24 protein-coding genes are annotated in these 25,689 nt (G+C 36.4%); 10 read left to right on the top strand and 14 right to left on the bottom strand.

Features of this window, described 5'->3' with window-relative positions; genetic code table 11:
* Positions 1-49: 49 nt before the first annotated feature.
* From H6W53_RS14360 to hutH, 6 genes are all read right to left on the bottom strand, one after another.
* The gene (locus tag H6W53_RS14360; RefSeq protein WP_185207766.1) at positions 50-1,588 is read right to left on the bottom strand and encodes a phytoene desaturase family protein; all 1,539 of its coding nucleotides are present in this window, start codon (positions 1,586-1,588) and stop codon (positions 50-52) included.
* Positions 1,589-1,783: 195 nt separating this feature from the next.
* Positions 1,784-2,668, bottom strand: coding sequence for a lipid A biosynthesis acyltransferase (locus H6W53_RS14365; RefSeq protein ID WP_185207768.1), 885 nt, complete (start codon positions 2,666-2,668; stop codon positions 1,784-1,786).
* A 98-nt stretch (positions 2,669-2,766) separates the two neighbouring features.
* Positions 2,767-3,021 (bottom strand): acyl carrier protein, encoded by a 255-nt coding sequence (locus H6W53_RS14370; protein WP_108410540.1) that lies wholly within the window; start codon positions 3,019-3,021, stop codon positions 2,767-2,769.
* 4 nt (positions 3,022-3,025) lie between these two features.
* Positions 3,026-4,246 (bottom strand): beta-ketoacyl-[acyl-carrier-protein] synthase family protein, encoded by a 1,221-nt coding sequence (locus tag H6W53_RS14375; RefSeq protein WP_185207770.1) that lies wholly within the window; start codon positions 4,244-4,246, stop codon positions 3,026-3,028.
* Between the two features lie 74 nt (positions 4,247-4,320).
* Positions 4,321-5,052, bottom strand: coding sequence for a 3-oxoacyl-ACP reductase FabG (gene fabG / locus H6W53_RS14380; protein WP_076396267.1), 732 nt, complete (start codon positions 5,050-5,052; stop codon positions 4,321-4,323).
* A 75-nt stretch (positions 5,053-5,127) separates the two neighbouring features.
* Positions 5,128-6,648 (bottom strand): histidine ammonia-lyase, encoded by a 1,521-nt coding sequence (gene hutH / locus H6W53_RS14385; protein ID WP_185207772.1) that lies wholly within the window; start codon positions 6,646-6,648, stop codon positions 5,128-5,130.
* 96 nt (positions 6,649-6,744) lie between these two features.
* Between hutH and H6W53_RS14390 the strand changes: the two genes are divergently transcribed.
* Positions 6,745-7,989 (top strand): NAD(P)/FAD-dependent oxidoreductase, encoded by a 1,245-nt coding sequence (locus H6W53_RS14390; protein ID WP_185207774.1) that lies wholly within the window; start codon positions 6,745-6,747, stop codon positions 7,987-7,989.
* A 304-nt stretch (positions 7,990-8,293) separates the two neighbouring features.
* On the opposite strand, the gene H6W53_RS14395 is transcribed toward H6W53_RS14390, so the two are convergent.
* From H6W53_RS14395 to H6W53_RS14405, 3 genes are read right to left on the bottom strand one after another with little or no spacing between them, the layout of a single operon-like run.
* Complete coding sequence (locus H6W53_RS14395) at positions 8,294-8,893, bottom strand: hypothetical protein (protein ID WP_185207776.1); 600 nt, start codon at positions 8,891-8,893, stop codon at positions 8,294-8,296.
* A gap of 21 nt (positions 8,894-8,914) precedes the next feature.
* Entirely contained in the window at positions 8,915-9,517 is a 603-nt protein-coding gene (locus H6W53_RS14400) for a hypothetical protein (protein WP_185207778.1), read from the bottom strand.
* Between the two features lie 19 nt (positions 9,518-9,536).
* Positions 9,537-10,829, bottom strand: coding sequence for a phenylacetate--CoA ligase family protein (locus tag H6W53_RS14405; RefSeq protein WP_185207780.1), 1,293 nt, complete (start codon positions 10,827-10,829; stop codon positions 9,537-9,539).
* A gap of 620 nt (positions 10,830-11,449) precedes the next feature.
* Here H6W53_RS14405 and ileS point away from each other — a divergent pair.
* From ileS to trpS, 7 genes are all read left to right on the top strand, one after another.
* A complete protein-coding gene (gene ileS, locus H6W53_RS14410) occupies positions 11,450-14,839 on the top strand; it encodes an isoleucine--tRNA ligase (protein WP_185207783.1) in 3,390 nt (1,129 codons plus the stop codon).
* 59 nt (positions 14,840-14,898) lie between these two features.
* Positions 14,899-15,279, top strand: coding sequence for a TraR/DksA family transcriptional regulator (locus tag H6W53_RS14415; RefSeq protein WP_002983772.1), 381 nt, complete (start codon positions 14,899-14,901; stop codon positions 15,277-15,279).
* An 81-nt stretch (positions 15,280-15,360) separates the two neighbouring features.
* Complete coding sequence (locus H6W53_RS14420; protein WP_087708319.1) at positions 15,361-15,606, top strand: DUF6576 domain-containing protein; 246 nt, start codon at positions 15,361-15,363, stop codon at positions 15,604-15,606.
* 17 nt (positions 15,607-15,623) lie between these two features.
* Positions 15,624-15,815 carry a DUF2683 family protein gene (locus H6W53_RS14425; RefSeq protein ID WP_076396253.1) on the top strand — a complete coding sequence of 64 codons (192 nt, stop codon included), beginning with the start codon at positions 15,624-15,626 and terminating at the stop codon, positions 15,813-15,815.
* Positions 15,815-16,453 (top strand): lipoprotein signal peptidase, encoded by a 639-nt coding sequence (locus H6W53_RS14430; RefSeq protein WP_185207784.1) that lies wholly within the window; start codon positions 15,815-15,817, stop codon positions 16,451-16,453. The genes H6W53_RS14425 and H6W53_RS14430 overlap by 1 nt, the downstream gene beginning before the upstream one ends.
* Positions 16,454-16,468: 15 nt before the next feature.
* Positions 16,469-17,113, top strand: coding sequence for a vancomycin high temperature exclusion protein (locus H6W53_RS14435; protein ID WP_185207785.1), 645 nt, complete (start codon positions 16,469-16,471; stop codon positions 17,111-17,113).
* A gap of 323 nt (positions 17,114-17,436) precedes the next feature.
* Positions 17,437-18,405 (top strand): tryptophan--tRNA ligase, encoded by a 969-nt coding sequence (gene trpS / locus H6W53_RS14440; protein ID WP_185207786.1) that lies wholly within the window; start codon positions 17,437-17,439, stop codon positions 18,403-18,405.
* A 53-nt stretch (positions 18,406-18,458) separates the two neighbouring features.
* Here trpS and H6W53_RS14445 read toward each other — a convergent pair whose 3' ends face one another.
* The 5 genes from H6W53_RS14445 to H6W53_RS14465 form a co-directional block, all read right to left on the bottom strand.
* A complete protein-coding gene (locus tag H6W53_RS14445; protein ID WP_185207787.1) occupies positions 18,459-19,154 on the bottom strand; it encodes a YjjG family noncanonical pyrimidine nucleotidase in 696 nt (231 codons plus the stop codon).
* 202 nt (positions 19,155-19,356) lie between these two features.
* Positions 19,357-19,947 carry an RNA polymerase sigma factor gene (locus H6W53_RS14450; protein WP_185207788.1) on the bottom strand — a complete coding sequence of 197 codons (591 nt, stop codon included), beginning with the start codon at positions 19,945-19,947 and terminating at the stop codon, positions 19,357-19,359.
* A gap of 195 nt (positions 19,948-20,142) precedes the next feature.
* Complete coding sequence (locus H6W53_RS14455) at positions 20,143-20,634, bottom strand: hypothetical protein (RefSeq protein ID WP_185207789.1); 492 nt, start codon at positions 20,632-20,634, stop codon at positions 20,143-20,145.
* 85 nt (positions 20,635-20,719) lie between these two features.
* Positions 20,720-22,000, bottom strand: a complete 1,281-nt coding sequence (gene metK / locus H6W53_RS14460) for a methionine adenosyltransferase (RefSeq protein WP_108408705.1) — start codon at positions 21,998-22,000, stop codon at positions 20,720-20,722.
* A gap of 240 nt (positions 22,001-22,240) precedes the next feature.
* Complete coding sequence (locus tag H6W53_RS14465; protein WP_076396233.1) at positions 22,241-23,191, bottom strand: LysR substrate-binding domain-containing protein; 951 nt, start codon at positions 23,189-23,191, stop codon at positions 22,241-22,243.
* 132 nt (positions 23,192-23,323) lie between these two features.
* On the opposite strand from H6W53_RS14465, the gene H6W53_RS14470 reads away from it, so the two are divergent.
* Positions 23,324-24,811, top strand: a complete 1,488-nt coding sequence (locus H6W53_RS14470; RefSeq protein ID WP_185207790.1) for a catalase — start codon at positions 23,324-23,326, stop codon at positions 24,809-24,811.
* 105 nt (positions 24,812-24,916) lie between these two features.
* On the top strand, positions 24,917-25,684 hold the full coding sequence (locus H6W53_RS14475) for an enoyl-CoA hydratase/isomerase family protein (protein ID WP_185207791.1): 768 nt from the start codon (positions 24,917-24,919) through the stop codon (positions 25,682-25,684).
* Positions 25,685-25,689: the final 5 nt, after the last annotated feature.

The following is a 25,689-nucleotide window of genomic DNA, read 5'->3' on the forward strand; positions in this document are numbered from 1 at the left end:
ATTCCACTTCGTTTCGTTCCGGATGACAACAAACGGCACATCATTTTCACTATTTTTCACCTTTATTTTTATTAATCAATTGTGTTAATCTTTCATCAATCAGCTCTTTTCCGAGAATTTCTGCGCAGGTATTAAATGCGCCGATCGTACAGCCCAAAATTCCGTGCATATTGACGGACTGTCCCGTAAGAAAAAGATTTTCGATTTTCGTGCGTGGAGAAACCATAGTTTTCAGAGGATTTTCGGAACTTTTCATGTAACCGTACATATTTCCGTTAAAACTTCCGATATAATCGCGATAAGACAACGGTGAAGAAGTGTAAAAACACTTAATCGATTTTCTTAAATCAGGAAACTTCTTTTCTAAAGCATCGATCATTTTTTCAGCTTTTTCCAGCTTGAATTTTTCATACAATGCTCCTCTTTCATGTTTGTCTGCAACGGTATTGACGGTTTCCTTCCACTCCTCCACTTCCTGAAAATCCATGTAGGAAATGGCGGTAAGACTTTCTGCAAAACCAGGATTGTGTTTGGATTCTGTTGAAGAAAGCATATACGTTTCAGGCCATTTTTCTTTTTTATAACGGTGGGCATTCCAGACCATTTCTTCATTGGCAAAATGGTAGATATTATAATTAAAATTCTGAAAAGACTGCGGCTTCATCACCAGATAAACACTGAAACATGACGGAAGGGGTTCCCAGCTTAAAATTCTGTTGACAAATGATTTTTTAAGCCTTTCTTCGCCAAGAAGTTTCAGGGTTGTGCGAATTTCAATATTTGAGATGAATTTTTTCGCAAAATATTCTTTTCCTTTTGAGGTTTTTACTCCAGATAAAATATTGTTATCATTAAAAATAAATTCGGAAACTTCAGCGTGTTTGTGTACTTCTGCCCCATATTCACGAAGCCTGCGAATCAGCAGTTTTGAAATCTGGCTTCCTCCTTTTATGCATTTGTAAGCACTTTGAATATAAGAATTTACAGTGAGCGCATGAACGTAAAACGGAACGTTTTCAGAATCTCCTGCATATAAAAAATTAGAGCCCAATAAAACGGACTGGAGCTTTTTATTCGAGGTTAAAGATTCAATAAATCTTTTGGTATTTAAGTGAAGAATTTCCTCGTTATAATTGTCTTTTCCCACCAGATTGTATCTGGGAAACTGGCTGCAAACCCTCTGAATTTCTTCACAATAGTCTTCTAAATTGTCTTTTTCTTCGGGAAAGTATTCTGATAACTGTTCAACAAAATTTCTGTAGCCTTGTGCGTGAGGATATTCGGTTTCATCGTCTCCGAAAGTGATTTTGTCGTAGCCGTTCTCGTCCATCTTATGAAGCTGAAGTTCATCCATAATTCCCAGATAGGAAAAATACTGATGAAGGTTCTGCCCTTCGGAAAGCCCGCCTAAATAGTGAACTCCGGTATCAAAAATGAGTTTGTCGCGGGAAAAGGTCTGTAAATTTCCGCCGTACTGGTTGTTTTTCTCCAGAACGCATACCTTCAAGCCTTCCTTCGCCAGAACAAGCGCCGAAACAAGACCGCCCAATCCGCTGCCGATGACGAGTATGTCAAATTCTTTTTTCAAGGAGGAAAGTGTCTTTAATGATTTTGAATTTTAAAACGCAACGTCCACAAAGATTTTTCTTAATCGCTTCCTGTTTTTAAGTTCGCAAAGGCGTACTCAGCAAAGATAAAAGGAAACTTAGGACTTTATTTTAAATCTCTAAATCATTTAATGTTTGAGTTAAATATTAGTTTTCTGAAGGTAAAAGTAGGAAATTTAATTAATATCGTCCCAAAAATCAAAATAATTGAACCATTGGAGCGGATATTTTTTGATCATGGATTCGAGATTTTGGGTATAAGAGTTCAAAAGTCCCTGTGCATCGCGTTTTTTGATGTTTTGGGCAACTCTTGCGTACAAATGATAATGCAGATTTTTTTCTTTCATCACATATACATACACGACCGGAACGCCTAATCTGGAAGCAATGAGAAAAGGTCCTGCAGGAAATTTCGCTGTTTTACCCAGCAATTCGCCCTCTAAAAACTTAGATCCTTCGAAATATCGGTCTCCGGTAAAGCAAATGAGCTCATTTTTAGACAAGGCTTCATTGATGTCGAAAATATGGGACATATCGTCTTTCACGTAAATAAATTTTATGCTGCTCGCTTTTACGGAAACACTTTCAAGGTATTCTTTAATGACTGTAACTTCCTGATCTGTTGTTACTAAGTTGATCTGACAGTCGAAATCGATATCAGCAAAAAAATGTTCAGCAATTTCAAAATTTCCGATGTGCGCACTGATGAGAACGCCGCCTTTTTTTTCGGCTAAAAGATTTCTGAGGTTTTCGATGCCATCAAATTCGTAGGTATATTTATCGCGCAATCCTGCTGAAATAGCAGTTTTATCAATAAGCACGGTTCCGAAAGTGAAATAGCTTTTGAATAAAGAAATTTTTGTTTTCCAGAAATCATACTTCAGTCTTTCTGAAAAATAATAACGGTAGTATCTGTTGCTGTTTTTTTCGAATAAAAAATAATAGAATGCAACAAAGTAAAGCACTACATATGAACTTCTGATCCCGATATTTCTAATGCACCAGACGAAAATTTTGTAGCCCAGAATCGTCCCTTTAGATTTACCTTTCCATTTGTTCATATTTTTTGTTCTTAACGCAAAGTTCGCAAGAAATTTTTAACTACTACCTGTTTTTTAAGTTCGCAAGGGCGTTTTACTCAGCAAAGAAGCAAAATCGATTATACGCTTTTTTCAGTAATCTTGTTTTCGATCACGGTATAAAAGTCGTCAAAAGTCACTATATTTTTGAAGTCTGCTTCGCCTAATTTCACTCCGAAATTAGATTCGATAACTACCACAAGATCAATATAATCTAAGCTGTCCAAACCCAGCGTTTTTTTAAAGTTTGCATCATTGCTGATTTCATCGCCGTCTACTTCAAATTCGTTGACTAAAAAGTCATTGGCAATCGCAATAATCTTTTCCCTTTCCATGTTTTTAATTAAATTTTTTAACAATTAATGCGGAGTTGGTTCCCCCAAATCCGAAAGAATTCGACAAAAATACATCAATTTTTTGACTTTTTGTTTCAGCGATCAAATTTATCCTTTTCGCCTCATCATCAGGATTTTCCAGATTGATATTCGGGGCTACGAAATCGTTCTGCATCATAAGGATCGAGTAAATGACTTCACTCGCACCTGCCATCCAGCATTCATGACCGGTCATGGATTTCGTGGAACTTACCGGAACTTCACTTCCGAAAATTTCGTAAATGGCTTTTGCTTCATTGGCATCACCAATTGGTGTGGATGTCGCATGAGCATTAATATAATCGATATCTTTTGCCGATAATCCTGATTGTTTTAAAGCGCGATCCATTGCTAAAGCGGGTCCGTCTACATTTGGGGTGGAAATGTGTCCTCCATTGGAAGAAAATCCATACCCGACGATTTCTGCAATGATATTGGCTCCTCTTTTTTGGGCAGATTCTAAACTTTCAACAATTAAAGTTGCTGCTCCTCCACTCGGAATTAATCCGTCTCTGTCTTTATCAAAAGGTCTTGATGCTTTCGTGGGTTCATTTTCGCGTACTGAGAAAACGCCCAAACCGTCAAAGCTCGCCATTGAATATTTATTGGTTTCCTGTGCTCCTCCACAAATGATCATCTCCTGAAAACCGTTTTTAATCATCATATAAGCCAGTCCCAAAGAATGAGATCCGCTTGCACAGGCTGCACTGATGGTTAAATTGATTCCTCTCAGTTTAAAAATAGTCGAAAGGTTCATGGTAACGGTAGAGTTCATGGATTTAAAGATAGCTCCTGAACCCATTAACGTTGTATCTTTTTTCTCTCTCGCAATATCGATCGATTCTACCACCGCCTTGGAAACACTGTCGTTTCCATATAAAATTCCGACTTCGTTATTGTCTAAAAAATCCTGGTCTATATTTGCCTGTTGTAAAGCATCTAGCGTTGCGATATAGGCATATTCGCTTTCTTCGCCCATGCTTACGCGCTGTCTGCGGCTGAGAAGATTTTTGAGATCCGGCTTCGGAACCACGCCCGTTAATCCCGATCTGAAACCAAATTCTTTTCTTTCGTCTACTAAATGAATTCCGGATTTTCCCTGAAATAAAGATTCTTTCACCTCTTCCAAAGAAGTTCCGATGCAGGAATAAATTCCCATTCCGGTAATGACAACCCTATTTTCCATGTAATGTTCAAGGTTTTAGGTTTTAGGTTTTGGGTTGCAGCTCACAACTGCTCCCTTTTATCTGCCACCTGATTTTATGAGTAGATTCCTCCGTTAATATTGATGACTTCGCCAGTAATGTATGATGACTTTTTAGACGCTAAAAATGCGACTAAATCTGCCACTTCTTCTGCTTCTCCGAATCGGTTTGCAGGGATCATTGCTTTTAATTCGTCTTCATTGAATTCCTGCGTCATGTCTGTTTTTATGAATCCCGGTGCAACCGCGTTTACGGTGATGTTTCTTTTCGCCACTTCCTGAGCCAGCGCTTTTGTAGCTCCTACCAAAGCTCCTTTCGCCGCAGAATAATTGGTCTGTCCTGCCGTTCCTTTCACTCCGGAAACAGAAACCATATTGATGATTCTGCCGTATTTATTGCGTAGCAGTTTCTGGATAAAGAAATTCGTCACGTTGAAAAAGCCATTTAAACTGGTGTTAATCACCGCGTTCCAGTCTTCACTCGGCATCCACATGAACAATCCGTCTCTTGTAATTCCGGCATTATTTACGATCACCTCAACAACGGATTTAGGATTATTTTCCTGCCATTCTGTTAAAACTTTTTGGGTTTCTTCGGCATTTCCTACATCAAATTTCAAAATTTCTCCGGTAGATCCCAATTCTTCAACTTTAGCCAGCGTTTCTTTAGCTGCCGCTTCGTTTGAAGTGTAGTTGATTAAGATATGGTAGTTTTTTTCTTCAGCCAGTTTTATACAGATTGCTCTTCCAATTCCTCTTGAGCCTCCTGTGACGATTGCACATTTCATGTGTTGCTTATGTAGTTTTAGTTTTTTGTGTATATTTTCCTTTCCTTAAGTATGACAATTAATTTCCTTAAAAAATTACATTGCCTTTAAATATTTCTTCACTTCTTCCAGATAAGGATACATTACCATATCATCTGAAAATGCAGGAATAATCTTTCTTATTTCATCGTACAATTCTTTGGTTGCTGATGAAATTTTATCCTGAAAACCAAGATATTCTATTGCCTGAACAATGGTAATCGCTTCAATTGTCAAAACTTCAAAAGCATTTTCGATAACTTTTCTGCAGATCACCGCTGCATTGGTTCCCATACTAACAATATCCTGATTATCATTATTGTTAGGTATACTGTGAACATACATCGGGTTTGATAACATCTGGCTTTCTGCCGTTGTAGAAGTTGCTGTAAACTGAACACCCTGCATTCCGAAATTAAATCCTAATTTACCTAAATTAACAAACGGAGGCAAAATTTCGTTGATTTTAGAATTCAGTAAATAATTCAATTGTCTTTCTGCCAACATTGTTAATTTGGTGACCACAATTTTCAGCTTGTCCATTTCAAGGGAAATGTAATCGCCGTGGAAATTTCCGCCGTGGTAAACGTGCTGATCTTCCACATTGATGATCGGATTATCGTTCGCCGAATTGATCTCGTTTTCCAATACTTTTTCCGTATATTCCAACGTATCCAGAACAGGTCCCAAAATCTGAGGAACACATCGTAAAGAATAGTATTCCTGAACTTTTTCCTTGAAAACTTTTTCCTGCTCTTCAAAGTGAGTATATAAATGATCGGCTCTTTTTCTGATCAATTGACTGTCAGACAAATGAGCACGCATTTTTTCTGCAATTTTCTGCTGTCCTTCGTGAAGTTTGGTTCCGTTCAGCACTTCTGATAAATGATCGTCGTACGCCTGAACAATTTCGTTAATCGCACAAGATAATTTGATTGAAATATCAGTTAACTGATTCACTTTATGCGCATTAACGACTCCAATTCCGGACATCACGGATGTTCCGTTCATCAAAGCTAATCCTTCACGGATTTCTACCTGGATCGGCTGTAAGTTTTCAATTTCAAAAACTTCTTTTGTTGATTTTCTTTCTCCTTTATAGAAAACTTCTCCTTCCCCGATCAATACCAACGCAAGATGTGCCAACTGAACCAGATCTCCGCTTGCGCCAACTCCTCCATGTTCAAAAATAAGCGGCGTAATATCTCTGTTTATTAATTCTTTAAGTAAATTTACTACAGAATAATGAACGCCCGATTTTCCTAATGATAAGGTATTCAATCTTGCCAACATACAGGCTTTTGCTTCGTCTGCCGGAAGCGGATTCCCGATCCCCGAAGAATGGCTTCTGATTAAGTTATACTGAAGTTGATGGGTATCTTCATCGCTGATTTTGAACTGCGCCATGGGTCCGAAACCTGTGTTCACCCCATAAATTACTTTATTTTTTGAAAATTCTTTTAAAAACTGAAAACTTTCATCCACTCTGGCAAGAAGTGTTTCATCCAGTTCTATTTTCTCATTGTTGATGATGACTTTCTTAAAGTCGCTCAGTTCTAAAAAGTTATTTATTTTCATCAATCAAAAAGTAATAAGATAATTTTGTAATTATTAATTAATTGTCATTAATTTTGCGGCAAAGATAGAAGTTATTATTAAAATAAAAAATCAAAGATGAGTAAAGAATTTGTTGACGTTCTTGTAATCGGCGCCGGACCGTCCGGCTGCGTATCTTCTTCATATTTAAAGAAGAACAACGTCAACGTGAAAGTTGTTGAAAAAACAAAATTTCCGAGACTGGTTGTTGGAGAAAGCTTAATTCCGCGTGTGATGGATCATTTTGATGAAGCCGGACTGTTTCCTGCTCTTGATAAAATGGGCTTTGAGAAGAAACTGGGAGCACGTTTTTTAAGAGGCAACGAGGTCTGTATTTTTGATTTCAGCAATAAATTCGGGGAAGGATGGGACTGGACATGGCAGGTTCCGAGAGCGGATTTTGATAATGTTTTGGCTAAGGAAGTCATTAATAAAGGAATTGACCTTGAATTCGAAACGGAAGTAATCGGCATTGAATTCAACGGAACAGATTCTGTAACGACTGTAAAAAATAAGAACGGCGAAATAAAAGAAATTCATGCCAAATTTGTGATCGATTCCAGCGGGTACGGTAGGGTTTTACCGAGACTTTTAGATTTAGAAAAACCTTCAAAGCTTTCTCCCCATTCTGCAATTTTCTCTCATGTAAAAGATATTAACCGGGAAGAAGGTACGGAAGGAACGCTTATTTCTTTTGATGTTATCGAAACGGAAGTCTGGCTTTGGGTAATTCCTTTTTCCAACGGAAACACGAGCGTAGGAATTGTAGGACCAACTGATTTTATTGATAAACTCTCTGAAAACGGCGATACAACAGAGGCTTTGAGGAAAGCAATTTCCCTTTCGGATTATTATGTAAAACGTTTCGGGGATGTAGATTTTCTTTTTGAACCTCAACATCTGAAAGATTATTCGTGCTCGGTAAAAAAATTGTACGGTGACGGTTTTGCGCTTACAGGAAATGCTTCGGAATTCTTAGATCCGGTTTTCTCTTCAGGAATGGCTTTTGCCACAGAAGGCGGAATGACCGCTGCAAAATTAGCCTTAAGACAACTGAACGGCGAACAGGTAGACTGGCAAAAGGAATTTGCAGACTATATTTTATACGGAGTTGATGTTTTCACAACGTATGTAAAAGAATGGTACACCGGAAATCTTCAGGAATTATTTTTCCACCAGCCGGAAAATCCTGATGTGAAAAGGAAAATCTGTGCAGTTTTGGCGGGTTATGTCTGGAACAAGAAGAATACTTTTGTGAGAATTCATGATACGGCGATTAAAAATCTGGCGGAATTCATTAAGACAGAAAAGCAACAAGCATAAAAAAACCGCTTCTGAAATATGAAGCGGTTTTGTATTATTTTTATTTTACCTGAGTTCGGGATAAGAAATAAATTTAAATAATTGATTTATAGCATTAGATTAATTTATCGCAAAGAAAAACAAAAAATTTTTCTACTTATTTAAAGTTTGCAAGCTAAACAAAGGCACTTCGTTTATTTAAAAAACACAAAAAAGGTATTACTTTGATAAGTTTTACGCCTTTGTATATCTTAAAAGCTGAATCCTTGATAATTGAATCTCTTTGTTTATAATTGCGGTTAAGAAGACTTATCCTGAACTCAGATTATTTAATCTTTTTTTCAATCATATGAGCCAAAGTCTTTGCTGTTTTGGCGTATCCTTCCGAAATTCTGTCATTATTATTTGGAAGTCCCACAAAATTATCGCCGGGAGCATTCTTACTTTCGATTTCCAGTAAAACATGAGAAGGATTTTCTGTTTCTACAAATTTTAAAAGTGTACTCAGTTTTGAAGGCTGGTTCATAATTCCTCCGAACCATCCCGGATAAATCCAGACAGTTTCTACAATGAGAGTATATTTTGCAGATGAATTGTTCACAGAAGTTTTAATATCCGTATTTTTATTCATGGAAGCTAAAAATTTGTCTACAAACTGAGTATTTTTGGAATATTCCCAGTCTTTATTCCACTTTTCAAATTCTTCAGGACTTTTACCTGCTTTTTGGATCGCTTTTTCCTGTTTAGCAATGTAGCCGATCTCATCTACATTTTCTTTATAGAATGTTACATGGTTGTAATCCATGTTAAGGTTCAGTTCAGTTTGTCCTTTCAGGAAATCGAAATTTCCGGAAATCACTTTCATCTTTTGTGCATGTAGAACACAGGCTAAAAAAACCAGAAAGGATAGGAATGTTTTTTTCATCGTTTATTTAAATTTTAAAATCTATTTTTTGTTAACATAATGATCTACTTTTAACGCCAACATTGTAGACGTTTTTGCGTAACATTCTGCAATTCGATCATTATTATTTGGAATTCCAATCCCATTATCTCCGGTTGCTTTTATTCCTTCAATAACCATTAAAATATTACTTGGATTTTCTGACTCTACAAAAGTCATTGTAGAATTCATTTCAGCAGGGATACTTCCAATTCCTCCAAAAATACCTTGAGAGATCCATGTCGGCTCAACAATTAGAGTGTATTTTGTTCTTTTGAAACCAGTAGATGCTTCAATTTTGGTATTCTTATTCCATGAAGCTAAAAACTTATCCTGAAAAGTTTTAGATTTTGAAAATTCCCAGTCATTTTTCCATTTTTCTGCTTCTTTTTTTCCTGCCCTCTTTTCAATCTCCTGCATTCTCTCATTGATATATTGTTCTTCGGTAATTTTCTTTTTAGCAAAAGTAACACCTTCAAATTTGAAAACAACTTTAATGAATTTTTGATCTTTTAAAAAGTTATAATCTCCAGTAATGACTTTTACTCTTTGTGCCATCAAGCATGACGAGAAAGCCAGTAAAAGTAGAAATATCGTTTTTTTCATGGTTGTTTTTATTTATTTTTTATCTTAAATCCACAAATGTGATCGGCTTTCTGCTGTTCGGGTTAAATACCGTTTTAGATAAAATATCAAAATCTATCAGTTCAATTTTCGGACTCACTCTTAATTTTGCTCTGAAATGATCTCTTACTTCATTTACAAAACCCTCGGAATCGCTGTCTGTGCTTATTTTAATGATGATTTCATCCAATCCGATTTCGTTTGACTGAATAACAATCTGATAACAGAGAATTTTATTAAAATCATTTAAAATATCATTCATCGCAGGAGGATACAAAGTGGTTCCTTTATATTTGATCATCTGCTGTTTTCGTCCGATGACAGGACCCAACCTCATTGTATTTCTTCCACATTTACAAGGCTCATAATGTGCTTTTACAATATCTCCTGTTTTAAATCTTAACAACGGAATCGCTTCAACGCCCAAAGTAGTGATCGTTAATTCTCCGCTTTCGCCTTCTCTCGTGGGATTTCCTTCATCATCAAGTATTTCGGTGATAATTAATTCCGGATGGTGATGTCCGCCAATTTGTTCTTCACACTCTGTAAAAGCGGTGCTCATTTCCGTCGAAGCGTAGGTTGAGAAAAGTTTAATATCCCACTTTTCTTTAATTTTCTGTGAAAGAATATTATCCGTAAAATCCTGATTTTTGATGCTTTCTCCGATACAAACCGCTCCATAAACGCTGGAATTTTTATAATCTATCCCATGTTTTTCGGCATAATCGATCATTTTTAGCAAAAAAGACGGAACGGTGATTAAATATTTCGGCTTGTACCTGAAAATGGAATCCCATTGAAGTTCGGGAATCCCCGGTCCCATTCTTACCACACTCGCTCCCATTTTTCTGAGTCCTAAAAAGTAGGCAAGTCCCGCCATGAATCTTTTATCGATGGTGGTAATCATCTGTACTACATCCCCTTTTTTTATTCCTGCACACGCAAAAGAAATGGCTTCGTTGTAGGCTAATCTTTCAAGATCGTTATCTGATAATCCAAACGTTACAGGATCTCCCAACGTTCCTGATGTTGTGCTGTAATCTACAATTTTATCGGGTGTCACACAGAAAAAATCATCGTTATGCTGCTGAATATCGTTCTTCGTTGTGGTCGGAATTTTTTTCAGATCTTCCAAAGTCTGAATATCAGCAATATGGATATGGTTTTCTTTGAATAATCTTTGATAAAATGGTGAATGAGTTTCAAGATACGTTAAAAGCTCCTGAAGCTTCTGCTCCTGAAACTTTTTTATTTCCTGAATGTCTGATCTTTCGATGGATGGATAAAAGTCCAATGGTTTTTATTTTTAAAAGACAAATTTATTAGTTTATTTTAATTTGTAGTAGGTTTTGCTGATTATGCAGATTTATTTTCCTGCGGATTTCGATGATGACTTGTTTTTGTTATTAATCGTGAAAAGCATTTTGCGATAAGTGTTAACGCAAAGTTGCTGTTCTGCATTCTTTTATTTTAGAAAGCAAAGGCAAATAATTTGCTTCGCGAAACTTAGAAATATCGCTTTATCAGATCAACATTCGGATTAACTCTTTGCTCATCAGAAAAGAACAGTATCATTATAAATAAATTTTGCGTTTAAATTTATAACCGAAAATGTAAGTTTCGGTTAAAACCAATTTGAAATATTACTATTGAAGCGGGCTAAAGCCCGCCCTTATCGATACACATCCATGAGAAATCTGCGGTATTTGTAAAAACATTCGTGCTATTTGTGTTTTAAAATATCTTCAAAAGTTTATAATTAACCCCTGATTGTTCACAAAAAAATAATCTTTTCATTTATTTTTCTGAAACAGAAGTTTTTAATAGGAAATATCAAAATAAAACATATATTATAAACCGACAAATTTTAGTAAATTTGCCAACTTAATTAATCAACGATATTGATATATTACAATGAGCCAATTTAAAGAGTACAAAAACCTCAACCTTATTGACGTAGCCGAGAACATCGCAGAATTCTGGAAGCAGAATAAAACTTTCAATAAGAGTGTTGAGATTCGTGAGGGGCAACCTGAGTTTGTGTTTTATGAAGGTCCGCCTTCAGCAAACGGTATGCCCGGAATTCACCACGTAATGGCCAGAGCGTTGAAGGACATTTTCTGTCGTTATCAGACCCAGAACGGAAAGCAGGTTTTCCGTAAAGCGGGTTGGGATACGCACGGACTTCCGGTAGAGCTTGGTGTGGAAAAAGAATTAGGAATCACTAAAGAAGATATTGGCAGAAAAATTTCTATTGAAGATTACAACAAAGCATGTCGTGAAGCAGTAATGCGTTATACTGACGTATGGAATAACCTTACCGAGAAAATCGGATACTGGGTAGATCTTGATGATCCGTACATCACGTACAAATCAAAATACATGGAAACGGTTTGGTGGCTTCTGAAACAATTGTACAACAAAGATCTGCTGTATAAAGGTTACACGATTCAGCCGTATTCTCCAAAAGCAGGAACAGGACTTTCTTCTGCGGAGCTGAATATGCCGGGAACGTATCATGATGTTTCGGACACTACGATTGTGGCGCAGTTTAAAGTAAAGAAAGGATCTTCCGATCTGTTTAATGATATTGAAGGAGATGTAAACATTCTTGCATGGACGACAACACCATGGACTTTGCCTTCCAACACGGCTTTGGCTGTAGGAAGAGACATTGAATATGTTGTGGTTAAAACTTTTAATCAATATACTTTCCAGCCGGTAACTGTAGTTCTGGCAAAAGTTCTTCTGAATAAAAACTTCGGAAAAAAATATGCGGAAGGAACAGATGAAGATTTCGCGAACTACACTTCAGAAAGCAAGACCATTCCTTACCAGATTTTAAAAGAATTTACCGGAGAAAAATTAACAGGAACTCAATACGAACAGTTGGTTCCGTGGTTTACTCCAAACGACACTCCTGAAAAAGCTTTCAGAGTGATCTTGGGAGATTTTGTAACCACTGAAGACGGAACAGGTATTGTTCACATTGCGCCTACTTTTGGTGCGGATGATGCGAAAGCGGCAAAAGAAGCCGGAGTTCCGCCCATGTTGGTAAAAGATGAAAATGATAATCTTGTTCCGCTGGTAGATTTACAGGGAAGATTTATCAAAGGAGAGAATGTTCCTGAATTATTCTCAGGAAAATACATCAAGAACGAATATTACGATGAAGGAACTGCACCCGAAAAATCATGGGATGTAGAACTGGCAATTTTGCTGAAAACTGAAAACAAAGCCTTCAAAGTAGAAAAATATGTTCACAGCTATCCACATTGCTGGAGAACAGACAAGCCTGTATTGTATTATCCGCTGGATTCATGGTTTGTGAAAATGACGGCTGTAAAAGACCGTTTGGTAGATTTAAACAAAGAAATCAACTGGAAGCCGAAATCTACAGGAGAAGGACGTTTTGCAAACTGGCTTGAAAATGTAAACGACTGGAATCTTTCCCGTTCAAGATATTGGGGAATTCCTTTGCCAATCTGGAGAACAGAAGATCTCAAGGAGGAAAAGATCATCGGATCTGTAGAAGAATTATACAACGAGATTGAAAAATCTGTAGAAGCAGGATTGATGACTGAAAATCCGTTTAAGGATTTCATCATCGGAGATATGTCTGAGAATAATTATGCGTCTGTGGATCTGCATAAAAATATTGTAGACAAAATCGTTCTGGTTTCAGATTCAGGAAAAGCGATGAAGCGTGAGAGCGACCTGATCGACGTTTGGTTCGATTCCGGTTCAATGCCTTATGCGCAATTGCATTATCCTTTTGAAAATAAAGAATTAATTGATAATAATAAAGCGTTCCCTGCAGATTTCATTGCGGAAGGTGTTGATCAGACAAGAGGATGGTTCTATACGCTTCATGCAATCGGAACGGCGGTTTTTGATTCTGTTGCTTATAAAAATGTAATGAGTAACGGGCTTGTTTTGGACAAAAACGGGCTGAAAATGTCAAAATCCAAAGGAAATGCGGTAGATCCGTTTGAAACTTTAGCGGTTTACGGTCCGGATGCAACACGTTGGTACATGATTTCCAATGCGAATCCTTGGGAAAACCTGAAATTCGATATCGAAGGAATTGATGAAGTGAGAAGAAAATTCTTCGGAACATTGTACAATACGTATTCATTCTTTGCATTGTATGCGAATGTGGACGGATTTAATTATTCTGAAAAAGAAGTTGAGAACAGACCGGAAATCGACCGATGGATTCTTTCTGAGCTGAATTTGTTAATTAAAGAAGTTAAAGCATTCTACGAAGATTACGAACCGACAAGAGTGGCAAGAGCGATCAATACTTTTGTGAATGACAATTTATCCAACTGGTACGTAAGACTTTGCAGAAGACGTTTCTGGAAAGGAGATTATTCTGAAGATAAAATCTCGGCTTACCAGACTTTATATACGTGTCTTGAAACGGTTGCTAAATTATCTGCGCCAATCGCTCCGTTCTTTATGGATCAGTTGTATCAGGATTTAAATAAAGTAACCGGAAAAGAAACTGCGGAATCGATCCACTTAACGGATTTCCCTGTTGCTGATGAAAGTTTAATTGATGCAGATTTGGTTGAAAAAACACATTTAGCACAGACGATAACAAGTTTAGTTCTTTCCATCAGACGTGCAGAAAGTTTAAAAGTAAGACAACCTCTTCAAAGAGTGTTGATTCCTGTTTTGGATAAGAAAACGGAAGAACAGATTTCCGCGGTTGCAGACTTGATTAAGCAGGAAGTAAACGTTAAAGAATTACAGTTAATTAATGCTGAAGAAGCATCGCATTTAATTGTAAAACAGATCAAACCAAACTTTAAAGCTTTAGGTCCTAAATTAGGAAAAGACATGAAAACGGTGGGTGGAGAAATTACCAATTTCACCGCAGAACAGATCTCCACTTTGGAAAAAGAAGGAAAAATTGATGTGCAGGGTTACGAAATCACACCGGAAGATGTGGAAATCTCTACAAAAGACATTCCGGGATGGACGGTAACTTCCGACGGAAAAACCACTGTGGCATTAGATTTGACGCTAACAGATGAATTAAAATCTGAAGGTATCGCAAGAGAATTCATCAACAGAGTTCAGAACCTGCGAAAAGAGAAAGATTTCGATTTGACGGACAGAATTACGATCTCTTTGGAAGAAAACGCTCCTTTCATTGATGATATCAAGAAAAATGAAGAATATATTTCATCCGAAGTCTTGTCAAATAAAATAGAAATTGTATCTTCACTTTCAAATTTTAACGAAATCGAAATAGATGAGGTTAATTTTAAGATAAATGTTGAAAAAAATTAACTTATAGTTATTGTTTTTCAAATTCCATTTCATAATTTTATTAAAAAAGAGAAACGAACATGTCAGACGAAAGAGTAAGATACAGTGATGCTGATTTACAAGAGTTTAAAGCAATCATTAAGGAAAAAATAGAAAAGGCTGAAAAGGATTTACAACTGATCAGAGAAAGTTTTATCAACGACCAGAATAACGGTACGGATGACACTTCCCCTACTTTCAAAGCATTTGAGGAAGGCGCTGAAACGTTGAGTAAAGAACAGAATTCTATTTTGGCAGGAAGACAGGAGAAATTCGTACGTGACCTGAAGAACGCTTTGATAAGAATTGAAAACAAAACTTACGGTGTGTGCAGAGTAACGGGTAAACTTATTCCGAAGGAAAGACTGTTGGCGGTTCCTCATGCTACGCTGAGCATCGAAGCGAAAAATATGCAGAAATAACCACAAGGTTAGCTACAATAAATTTGGGTTTATATCGTATTTCGAGGAATACTTTATAAACCTAATTTTTAATATCTACCCATGAGCGAATTATTAATTTTAGGAATTATCGTTGCCGTTGTATTGGCATTTTTCAACAGAGACCGGATTAAAAACAGGTTCTTTCCGGATGAAAAGCGCAATTATACGATTGACGATCAGTTTAATTCTGATAAACGGGAAAGGGAAAAAGAGATCGACCGTCTTCTGAGCAAGATGGGAAAAAACGGAGTGAATGATCTGTCTGCAAAAGACAGAAAAAGACTCGATGAACTGTCTAAAAAGTAAAATTTAAATTTAAAAAAATGGAATCTATAATAGTCCACACCAAAAACGCAATGGAGCTTACTGCCCTGAAAAGTGTTTTGAAAGAAATGAACATTAAGTTCGAAAAATTCCATACCAAGAATACCCATCACAACGAGAAAACGGTAAAGAAGATCGTTGACAAAAGAAACGAAAAGATAGGAAAACCTTACAAACCAAAAGGATTATAATGAAGAAGATAGCATTTGTAACCTTGCTTATTTTATTAATAGATCAGGCTTCAAAAATTTATGTAAAAACGCATTTTAATCTTGATGACAGTATTTCTGTGTTTCCGGGGTTTAAATTAACGTTTGTAGAAAACCCGGGAATGGCTTACGGACTTCATTTCGGAGGCATTATCGGGAAATATTTTCTTGTATTAGTAAGAATTATCCTGATCGGCGGAATGATCTATTTGTTTAAAAAATGGTTACAGAAAGGAGAATCCAATTATCTTCTGATTCCGATGGCAATGATTTTTGCCGGAGCAATAGGAAATCTTATCGACGGAATGTTTTACGGACTTATTTTCGACAGCGGAACGGTTTACGATGAGAGCATCAACAGATGGATCGGGTATGGAGGAATTTCGAAATTCACCAGTTTCGGGGAAGGATATTCTACTTTCATGAAAGGCTGTGTAGTTGATATGCTGCATTTTCCGCTGGTAGACTGGAACGTTCCTGAAAGCTGGCCTTTAATCGGAGGAAAACATATAGAATTTTTTAAATATATTTTCAACGTAGCCGATTCGGCAATTACAGTGGGAGCTGCTTTATTATTGATTTTCAGAAAAAAAGCATTTCCGAACGGTCTGGAATTTTAAAAGAATATACTGTTGATGAAAAAATTAATTAAAAACATTTTTAAAATTTTCCTGCTTCTTTTTGTGGCAGGAATTATTTTTATTGCCTGGGCGAATTACAGCATTAAAAAATACAGCGAAGCCCATATTTCATACAATATCTCAGAAGTTCCTACAATGAAAACAGCACTGCTTCTGGGAACAGGAAAAACATTGAGCAACGGAAAACCGAATGCTTATTTTTATAACAGAATTCAGGCGGCAGCCGATTTGTATAAAAGCGGAAAGGCGAAATACATTATTGTAAGCGGTGATAACAGCCAGAAAAACTATAATGAACCTGAAGATATGCAAATGGCATTGATGGAATACGGAGTTCCAAAGGATAATATTTTTCTGGATTTTGCCGGTTTCAGAACACTGGATTCTGTTGTACGCGCGAAGGAGATTTTCGGGCAAAATCAATTAATTATTGTTTCACAGAAATTCCATAATGAAAGGGCGGTATTTTTAGCCCAAAAAAACGGCATGAAAGCATTTGGCTACAATGCTCCGGATATTAATAAATATGCCGGTCTGAAGACGAATCTTAGAGAATATCTGGCGAAAGCAAAAGCCTATCTGGATTTAATTTTGGGCGTAGAACCGAAATTTGGAGGAGATAAGATTTTGATTCCTTAATGTTTTTTTCTTGCAGATTTTTAACGCAAAGTTTTTAATTTGATAATAATTACTTTTCTAAGTGTGCAAAGAAGCATCAACAAGTTGATTTGATGAAGCTCCGTTTTCAAGCTTCGTGCAGCAAATTTATTTGCCTTTGCCTTCTAAAAATAATAGCTTTTGAATAAAATCTTTGCGTTTAAATTTTCCAAACACAAAATAACACTAATGCTTTCACGAATACCACAAACAATAAAACATAAACATCTCTGTAAATTCATGGAATCTGAGGGAGAATTAATTAAATTTGCAGTTCATTAATTTTTAAATATAAATTTTAAACAATGTCAAGAATTCTTACCGGCATTCAAGCCACCGGAACACCACACTTGGGAAACTTGTTGGGTGCAATTATTCCTGCGATAGAATTATCGAAACAGGAAGGAAACGAATCATTTTTATTCATCGCGAATCTACATTCTTTAACGCAGATTAAAAACGCGAAAGAACTGAAACAGAATACCTACGAGATTGCTGCGGCTTGGCTTGCTTGTGGATTAGATACCGAAAAAACATTTTTTTACAGACAGAGCGACATCCCTGAAACCTGTGAACTTTCTTGGCATTTATCATGTTTTTTTCCTTATCAGAGATTAACTTTGGCGCACTCATTCAAGGATAAAGCAGACCGTTTGCAGGATGTGAATGCAGGTTTGTTTACGTACCCTATTTTAATGGCTGCAGATATTTTATTATACGATGCGGAGATTGTTCCGGTAGGAAAAGACCAGCTTCAGCATTTGGAAATTGCGCGTGATGTGGCTTCCAGATTTAATAATCAGATGGGAGAAGTTTTTGTTTTGCCTCAATCTGAGCTTCAGGAAAACACAAAGTACGTTCCCGGAGTTGACGGACACAAAATGTCTAAATCGCGAGGAAACATCATCAATATTTTCCTGCCTGAAAAGGAACTGAAAAAGCAGGTAATGAGCATCGAATCGGATTCTAAAACTTTAGAAGAGCCTAAAGATCCGGAAACGGATAAAACTTTTGCCATCTATCAGTTAATTGCCACTCTGGAACAGACTGAGGAACTGAGAGCGAAATATTTAGCCGGAAACTTTGGTTATGGTCATGCGAAAAAAGAGCTTCTGGATCTTATTTTAACAAGATTTGAAAAAGAAAGAGAACTTTTTTCTTATTATATGAACAATCTTGATGAACTGGAAGCAAAACTTCAGGAAGGTGCAGCAAAAACGCGAGTGATTGCTACGGAAACGATGAAAAGAGTGAGAGAAAGTCTGGGACTTTAATGTTCTAAACTTTAAATAGAGTTTCGGCGGCACCTTCGGTGCCGCCGAAACTCTTATAAATACTCTTTAATCTGCAAAAGATGTGTAATTACTTTCAAGCCTTCTTCGGTTTTGTTTTCATTTAAAACATCAAAGAAAATCACATCCATACCAAAATTCTGCGCACCGACAACATCTGCAACCCAGTCATCGCCAATTAAAATACTGTTTTCTTTTGTGGCTTCTGAAAGGTTCAGAGAATATTCAAAAATTTCAGGACGTGGCTTTCTTACTCCGACTGTATCTGCGCTTGTGATGGTCTTAAAATATTTATCAATGCCGGATAAAATACATTTTCTCTCCGTCACTTCTTTAAATCCGTTTGAAATAATGTGCAAAGTATAATTTTTGGCTTTAAGATATTCCAAAATATATTCTGCACCTTCCACCAGTTCATTATAATTAAGAATTTTATCTAAGAAATGTTCCTCGAAATACATCGATAATTCCGGATCATCAACCTCAAAATTTTTAAAAGTATCATAAAAACGGTGTTTTCTGAGATATTCTTTATCAATAATTCCATCGCGGATATCTTCCCAGAGTTTTTCATTGATTTCATGATAAACGGAATGGAATTCTTCAAAATTGATGTTGTATTTCAAGCCGATTTCTTCTTTTTCAAAAAGATCTTTTATCGTTAAATACGCATTGCGGCGGTGATCCCAAAGTGTATTATCGAGATCAAAAAAAATGTGCTGAATTTTCATACAGCACAAAATTAATAATTTTAATTCTTGGATACCGGATAATTCTTGCCTTTGGCTTTCACTACCTCGACGCTCTTTGAAAAGTTGAGTAAAAACTCAATAGTTTGTTTCTTAGGTTTCAAAGCTTTCACTTTTAAGGGATCATTTTTTTTCATAGGCGAAAATGTTTTCCTTAAAAACGAGAATTTTGCGAAATTATTATCTAGCGTGTTAAGATAATATTATTTTCTTCCATGATTTTTCTCAGGTTGATTAAAGCGTACCGTACTCTTCCCAATGTAGTATTAATACTCATGTCGGTATGATCTGCAATTTCTTTAAAGCTTAACCCGTCAAAAAATCTTAATTTAATGACTTCCTGCTGATTTTCAGGCAGAAACTGAAGCATTCTTAGAAGATCTTCCTGAATCTGGTTGGTAACCAACTGATCTTCGATATTTTCGGAAGGCTCTCTCAAAAGATCAAAAACAGAATATTCTTCCGTTTCAAAAGTAGTTTCTGAAACTTTCATATTTTTAGATTTCAATCTGAAATGATCGATAATAAGATTATGAGCAATTCTTTTTGCCCAAAGAATGAATTTTCCTTCCTCGTTATAGCGTCCTTCCTTCAGCATAATGATAATTTTCATGAAGGTATCCTGAAATACATCATTTGCTAAATCTTCATCATTAATTTTGTAAAAAATGAATGTAAACAATTCTCTTTGATGGCGGTGTATAAGGGTAGACAACGCCTCTTCGTCTCCTTTTTGGTAAAGGGAAATTAGTAAACTATCCGATTTTGATTTCATAACTTCTTCTCAATAAATAATGCTGACTATAATTTTTCCAGATATTTTATCTGGCTTCAGCTGTAAATACAAAACAATTCTTCAGAGTAAAGTCGAATCAATAGGCGGATACAATTTTTCTATGGTGTAAATATAATAAATTTTTAATAACTGTTAACCATTTATTAATTTTTTACGAGAAAAATTTAAAAAAACCTATTTAAACATGTCATGAATGAATACAGTAGGGATATTTAGTGTAAAATTAACATTCACCCCTTTCAGTTCTTTACCATTTATTCCACTGTTTCCGATCGGAAAAGCATAACCTCCGGTAAGATCCAGAATCCCGAAAAGTGTAACGCCTACTTTTGGAGCAAAATATTTATTGGTTCCTTCTGCTCCCATAAGAAAATAATAGGAATGGTTGAAGTCTACATTCTTTTCAAAATTCAGCAAAACATCCGCAGAAATTTTGGGCATAATTGCAAATTGGGAATGCGCAGAACCCATCAAAGCAGAACCTCCCAAACGGTAAATAACATCATCATTTTTTAAGAAAAGCAGCTTCCCTCCTAATTCCCCGAAACTCTGGTTTTGGTAAGTATATCCTACACTTATCATTTTATGTACCGTTAACTGTGCTTTAGCAAATGTACTCAGGAAAAATACGGAAAGGATTGCGATTGCAGATCTGGCGTTTATCATTCTTCAAATTTTATTTAATGTAAAAATAAAAAAAACTGCCTTATCAAAAAGATAAAGCAGCCATTTATATTGTATCTGTTTAAAATTAAATTCCGAAAGAAGCTTTAATCTCTTCTACTTTGTCTAATTTTTCCCATGTAAAGAACTCAAGATTTTCCAGGGTAAGCTCATTTTTATGACCTTTATTGAAAGTTTTGCTGGCAATATAATGCTCTTTTCCCATGTGTCCGTAAGAAGCCGTTTCCTGATAGATCGGGTTTCTTAGCTTTAAATTCTGCTCGATTGCGTAAGGTCTCAAATCGAAGATGGTAGACACTTTTTTAGCAATTTCCCCGTCGTTAAGATCTACTTTTGCCGTTCCGTACGTGTTAATGTACAATCCGCAAGGCTCTGCAACCCCGATTGCGTAAGAAACCTGTACCAAAACTTCATCAGCAACTCCTGCAGCTACCAAATTTTTAGCAATGTGTCTTGTTGCATAAGCAGCACTTCTGTCTACTTTTGAAGGATCTTTTCCTGAGAATGCCCCACCACCGTGAGCTCCTTTTCCTCCGTACGTATCTACGATAATCTTTCTTCCTGTAAGACCTGTATCTCCGTGAGGACCACCGATTACGAATTTACCTGTCGGATTGATATGATATTTGATCTGATCGTTGAATAACGCTTTAATTTCTTCTGTCTGTAAAGCAACAACTCTTGGAATCAGGATATTTTTAATGTCTTCTCTGATTTTGTTCAGCATTTCTTCTTCAGATCCGAAATCGTCATGCTGTGTAGAAACTACGATAGAATCTATTCTGATTGGTTTGTGATCGTCAGAATACTCAATCGTAACCTGAGATTTTGCATCAGGACGAAGATATTTAATTTCTGAATTTTCTCTTCTGATTGCAGAAAGTTCCTTAAGAATTGTATGTGCAAGATCTAGAGCCAAAGGCATATAATTTGCCGTTTCGTTGGTTGCATATCCGAACATCATTCCCTGATCTCCTGCTCCCTGTGCGTTTGCTTTAGCTTCGAAAGACTCATCATTTACCGCTCTGTCTACTCCCTGATTGATATCCGGAGACTGCTCATGGATTGCAGAAATAACCCCGCAAGAATCTCCGTTGAACATATATTCTCCTTTTGTATACCCGATTCCGTTGATAACTTCTCTGGCAATTGTCTGTACATCAAGATAAGCATCCGATTTTACTTCACCCGCCAAAACCACCTGTCCTGTTGTTACAAGAGTTTCGCAAGCTACCTTTGAATTTTTGTCGTATGCTAAAAAGTGATCGATTAATGCGTCGGAAATCTGATCGGCAATTTTGTCCGGATGTCCTTCTGAAACGGATTCAGATGTAAATAAATAAGACATATTATTCTGTTTGTTTTTTAGATTAAAAAATATACGAAGAAAAATAAGAATAAATTGTCTAATGAAGGTCTAAAAAAGAATACTGTTTTAGCATATTTTTATAGAGGTTGCAATCAGGTCAAATTTTTCCTCGTTCGTAAACGTTGGCAAATTTAAGTACTATTTTTTAATACTCAAAATTTTTGTCTACTTATTATCTCTTCTTTAAATTAATGATTTGATGATATTTAACATAAAACACTATTGCGGTTTTATGCTTACAAATTCTTTCGGATTTTCGTGATAATTCAGTTTTTTCTCTAAAGAATTTCTGATAGAATGCGATAATTCATCAATAATTTTCTGCTTAAAGGTCGGTTTGTAGTAAATAATGCTGATTTCTCTGTACGGGAAAGGCTTCTTAAATCTGAAAACATTCTCCTTCTGTACATCAGAAAGCTGATTAAGAGCCAACTCCGGCAAAATACTGATTCCTCCTACTTTATCCACCATATGAACCAAAGTCTGGATATTAGAAGCGAGAAAATCTAAGTTTTTAGGCTTTAATGTATTTTCTTTTAAATGACAGATATTTTCGAATTGGTTTCTCAGACAGTTTCCTTCCTCAAGCAGCCACACTTTTTCTACATTCAGTTCTTCCGGAACTACATAAGAGTTTTTCTTGTTGGCTTCTTTCTCAGAACTGTAGATCATCAATTCTTCATTGAATAAGAAATCCTGATAAAATTCATCTGCCGCATCATAAGGTGTGGAAATAATTCCGGCATCCAACTCTCCTGCTTTCAAAGCTTTGATGATGTTGTCTGTCGTCATTTCCTTTACATTCATCTGAATTTTCGGGTTTTCTTCCAAAAATTTGAAGATTTCCGTAGGCAGGATAAAAGAAGAAACGGTAGGAATAATTCCGATGTTGATGGTTCCTCCTAAAATATTGTTTAAAAGATTGGCTTTATTTTTAAGTTCATTGACAGATTCTATAATCACCTTCGCCTGATCGATGATCTGAAGCCCAACATCTGTGGTACGGATCGGGTGCGTTGTTCTGTCGAAAACCTTCACATCCAGTTCATCCTCAAATTTCTGTATCATTGCACTTAGTGTAGGCTGCGTAATGAAGCATGCTTGAGCCGCTTTCCCAAAATGTTTGTACTTATCAACCGCGATAAGATACTCGAGTTGCTGAATGTTCATCTGATTAATATTATCTATTACAAAGATAAAATGTTTTTGCCATTTGCAATTAAAAATTCAAGTAAATTTGATATTTAGTACCTTTACATAAACAAATACAGTTAAAAAATCATTCACAAAAATCATAAATCTATGGATTCTAAAAAATTAACCTTAAGTAACGGCGCTCCCTATTACGAACATCAGGATTCACAAACAGTCGGTCCGAGAGGTCCGGTATTGCTGCAGGATTTTATTTTACAGGAAAATCTTGCTCATTTTGTAAGAGAAAGAATCCCGGAAAGAATTGTTCACGCAAAAGGAACAGGAGCTTACGGAACGTTTACGGTTACCCACGATATTACCCAATATACAAAGGCAAAATTATTTTCTAAAGTTGGCAATTCATGCAGAATGTTTGCCCGTTTTTCCACGGTAGGCGGAGAAAAAGGAAGCGCAGATACGGCAAGAGATCCAAGAGGTTTTGCCCTGAAATTTTATACAGAAGACGGGAACTGGGATCTTGTTGGAAACAACACGCCGGTATTTTTCATCAAGGATGCAAAAAAATTCCCGGATTTCATTCATACCCAAAAAAGAGTTCCGAAAACGAATCTGAAAAGCGCAACCATGATGTGGGATTTCTGGAGTCTGAATCCTGAATCTCTTCATCAGGTTCTGATCTTAATGTCGGACAGAGGTACACCTTACGGACACAGACATATGCACGGTTTTGGATCGCATACTTTCTCTATGATCAATGCTCAGAACGAAAGAGTCTGGGTGAAGTTTCACCTGAAATCCAAACAGGGAATTAAAAATTTCACCAATGATGAAGCGGTAAAAATGGCAGGAGAAAATCCAGATTTTGCACAGGAAGATCTTTGCAACGCAATTGAGGAAGGAAATTTCCCGAAATGGACAATGTACATTCAGGTAATGACAGAAGAACAGGCAAGAGACTTCAGATGGAATCCTTTTGATATTACCAAAGTATGGTTCCAGAGCGACTTCCCGTTAATTGAAGTCGGAGAAATGGAACTGAACGAAGTTCCGGTTAATTATTTTGCTCATGTTGAACAATCTATATTTTCACCAAGTAATTTAATCGATGGAATCAGCTTTTCACCGGATAAAATGCTTCAGGGAAGATTATTTTCTTATCCGGATGCGCACCGATACAGAGTGGGCGTAAATGCTCACCTGCTGGAAGTTAACCGATGTCCTTTTGCGGTTAACAACTATCAGAGAGACGGATTTATGGCAGATTCCAGCCATTATCAGGATAAGCCGAACTATCATCCGAACAGCTTTGATGATATTAAGCCGGATCCTGCCTACAAAAGTTTCGAATATGAACTAGACAGCGCTCATGTAGCAAGTTACAACAGAAATGAAAATGATGACGATCATTACACCCAACCCGGATTATTATATACAAAGGCAATGAATACGGAAGACAGACAAAACCTTGTAAATAACATCGTTGGAAGTATGAAAGGAATCACGGGACCGAAAAAAGATGAGATCATTAACAGACAGTTATGTCATTTTTTCAGAGCCAATATTGAGCTTGGAATGAAAGTGGCATCTCAACTGAATGTGGTTATTGATGCAAATATGATGAACCACACAAAATAAGTATCTTAAACAATAATTTCAATCAGAAGGAAAAAAAGTCAATATTTTTTCCTTTTTTTTATAAAAAATTCATAATTTGCACAGAATAATATTTTAAAGTGGAAAATGGGTTACGAAAATATATTATTAAATAAGGAAGATAAAATATCTATTATTACAATAAACAGACCTGAGAGTTTAAATGCACTTAATGCTAAAACAATCAGCGAATTAAGTTCAGCTTTGGACGAGTTAGATTCAGACCAATCCTGCAGAGTAGTTATTCTTACAGGAAGCGGTGAAAAATCTTTCGTTGCCGGAGCAGATATTAAAGAATTTAGTGATTTTGGACAGGAAAAGGCAGAAGAACTTGCCAAAAACGGACACAATACTTTATTCAACAAAATTGAAAATATGACCAAGCCGGTAATTGCAGCCGTAAACGGTTTTGCATTAGGCGGAGGTCTTGAGCTTGCCATGGCTTGCCACATCAGATACGCATCGGAAAATGCAAAACTGGGACTTCCGGAAGTAACTTTAGGATTAATTCCCGGTTACGGAGGAACCCAGAGATTACCGAAGCTTGTAGGAAAAGGCATTGCCAATGAAATGATCTTCTCTGCCAAAATGGTTCCTGCTGCAAAAGCAAAAGAAATCGGACTGGTAAATGAAGTGTATCCAATAGAAGAATTATTAAACAAAACAAAAGAATTAGCCAACGTTATTGCCCACAATTCACCAATGGCAATTTCCAAAGCAATTCAAGCTGTAAACTTATCGGACACGGATAAAGGTTTTGAAACTGAAATTAAATATTTCGGAGAGCTTTTTGAAATGGACGACAAAAAAGAAGGAGTTTCTGCTTTTCTTGAAAAAAGAAAGCCAAGCTTTTAGCCTTT

It is taken from the genome of Chryseobacterium sp. C3 (assembly GCF_014218905.1).
Classification (GTDB): domain Bacteria; phylum Bacteroidota; class Bacteroidia; order Flavobacteriales; family Weeksellaceae; genus Chryseobacterium; species Chryseobacterium mucoviscidosis.

Coding starts and splice junctions, on each gene's coding strand:
- H6W53_RS14365 (WP_185207768.1), bottom strand. CDS start 2,668: ATGAACAAATGGAAAGGTAAATCTAAAGGGACGATTCTGGGCTACAAA.
- H6W53_RS14370 (WP_108410540.1), bottom strand. CDS start 3,021: ATGGAAAGGGAAAAGATTATTGCGATTGCCAATGACTTTTTAGTCAAC.
- H6W53_RS14375 (WP_185207770.1), bottom strand. CDS start 4,246: ATGGAAAATAGGGTTGTCATTACCGGAATGGGAATTTATTCCTGCATC.
- fabG (WP_076396267.1), bottom strand. CDS start 5,052: ATGAAATGTGCAATCGTCACAGGAGGCTCAAGAGGAATTGGAAGAGCA.
- hutH (WP_185207772.1), bottom strand. CDS start 6,648: ATGAAAATAAATAACTTTTTAGAACTGAGCGACTTTAAGAAAGTCATC.
- H6W53_RS14390 (WP_185207774.1), top strand. CDS start 6,745: ATGAGTAAAGAATTTGTTGACGTTCTTGTAATCGGCGCCGGACCGTCC.
- H6W53_RS14395 (WP_185207776.1), bottom strand. CDS start 8,893: ATGAAAAAAACATTCCTATCCTTTCTGGTTTTTTTAGCCTGTGTTCTA.
- H6W53_RS14400 (WP_185207778.1), bottom strand. CDS start 9,517: ATGAAAAAAACGATATTTCTACTTTTACTGGCTTTCTCGTCATGCTTG.
- ileS (WP_185207783.1), top strand. CDS start 11,450: ATGAGCCAATTTAAAGAGTACAAAAACCTCAACCTTATTGACGTAGCC.
- H6W53_RS14415 (WP_002983772.1), top strand. CDS start 14,899: ATGTCAGACGAAAGAGTAAGATACAGTGATGCTGATTTACAAGAGTTT.
- H6W53_RS14420 (WP_087708319.1), top strand. CDS start 15,361: ATGAGCGAATTATTAATTTTAGGAATTATCGTTGCCGTTGTATTGGCA.
- H6W53_RS14425 (WP_076396253.1), top strand. CDS start 15,624: ATGGAATCTATAATAGTCCACACCAAAAACGCAATGGAGCTTACTGCC.
- H6W53_RS14430 (WP_185207784.1), top strand. CDS start 15,815: ATGAAGAAGATAGCATTTGTAACCTTGCTTATTTTATTAATAGATCAG.
- H6W53_RS14435 (WP_185207785.1), top strand. CDS start 16,469: ATGAAAAAATTAATTAAAAACATTTTTAAAATTTTCCTGCTTCTTTTT.
- trpS (WP_185207786.1), top strand. CDS start 17,437: ATGTCAAGAATTCTTACCGGCATTCAAGCCACCGGAACACCACACTTG.
- H6W53_RS14445 (WP_185207787.1), bottom strand. CDS start 19,154: ATGAAAATTCAGCACATTTTTTTTGATCTCGATAATACACTTTGGGAT.
- H6W53_RS14450 (WP_185207788.1), bottom strand. CDS start 19,947: ATGAAATCAAAATCGGATAGTTTACTAATTTCCCTTTACCAAAAAGGA.
- H6W53_RS14455 (WP_185207789.1), bottom strand. CDS start 20,634: ATGATAAACGCCAGATCTGCAATCGCAATCCTTTCCGTATTTTTCCTG.
- metK (WP_108408705.1), bottom strand. CDS start 22,000: ATGTCTTATTTATTTACATCTGAATCCGTTTCAGAAGGACATCCGGAC.
- H6W53_RS14465 (WP_076396233.1), bottom strand. CDS start 23,191: ATGAACATTCAGCAACTCGAGTATCTTATCGCGGTTGATAAGTACAAA.
- H6W53_RS14470 (WP_185207790.1), top strand. CDS start 23,324: ATGGATTCTAAAAAATTAACCTTAAGTAACGGCGCTCCCTATTACGAA.
- H6W53_RS14475 (WP_185207791.1), top strand. CDS start 24,917: ATGGGTTACGAAAATATATTATTAAATAAGGAAGATAAAATATCTATT.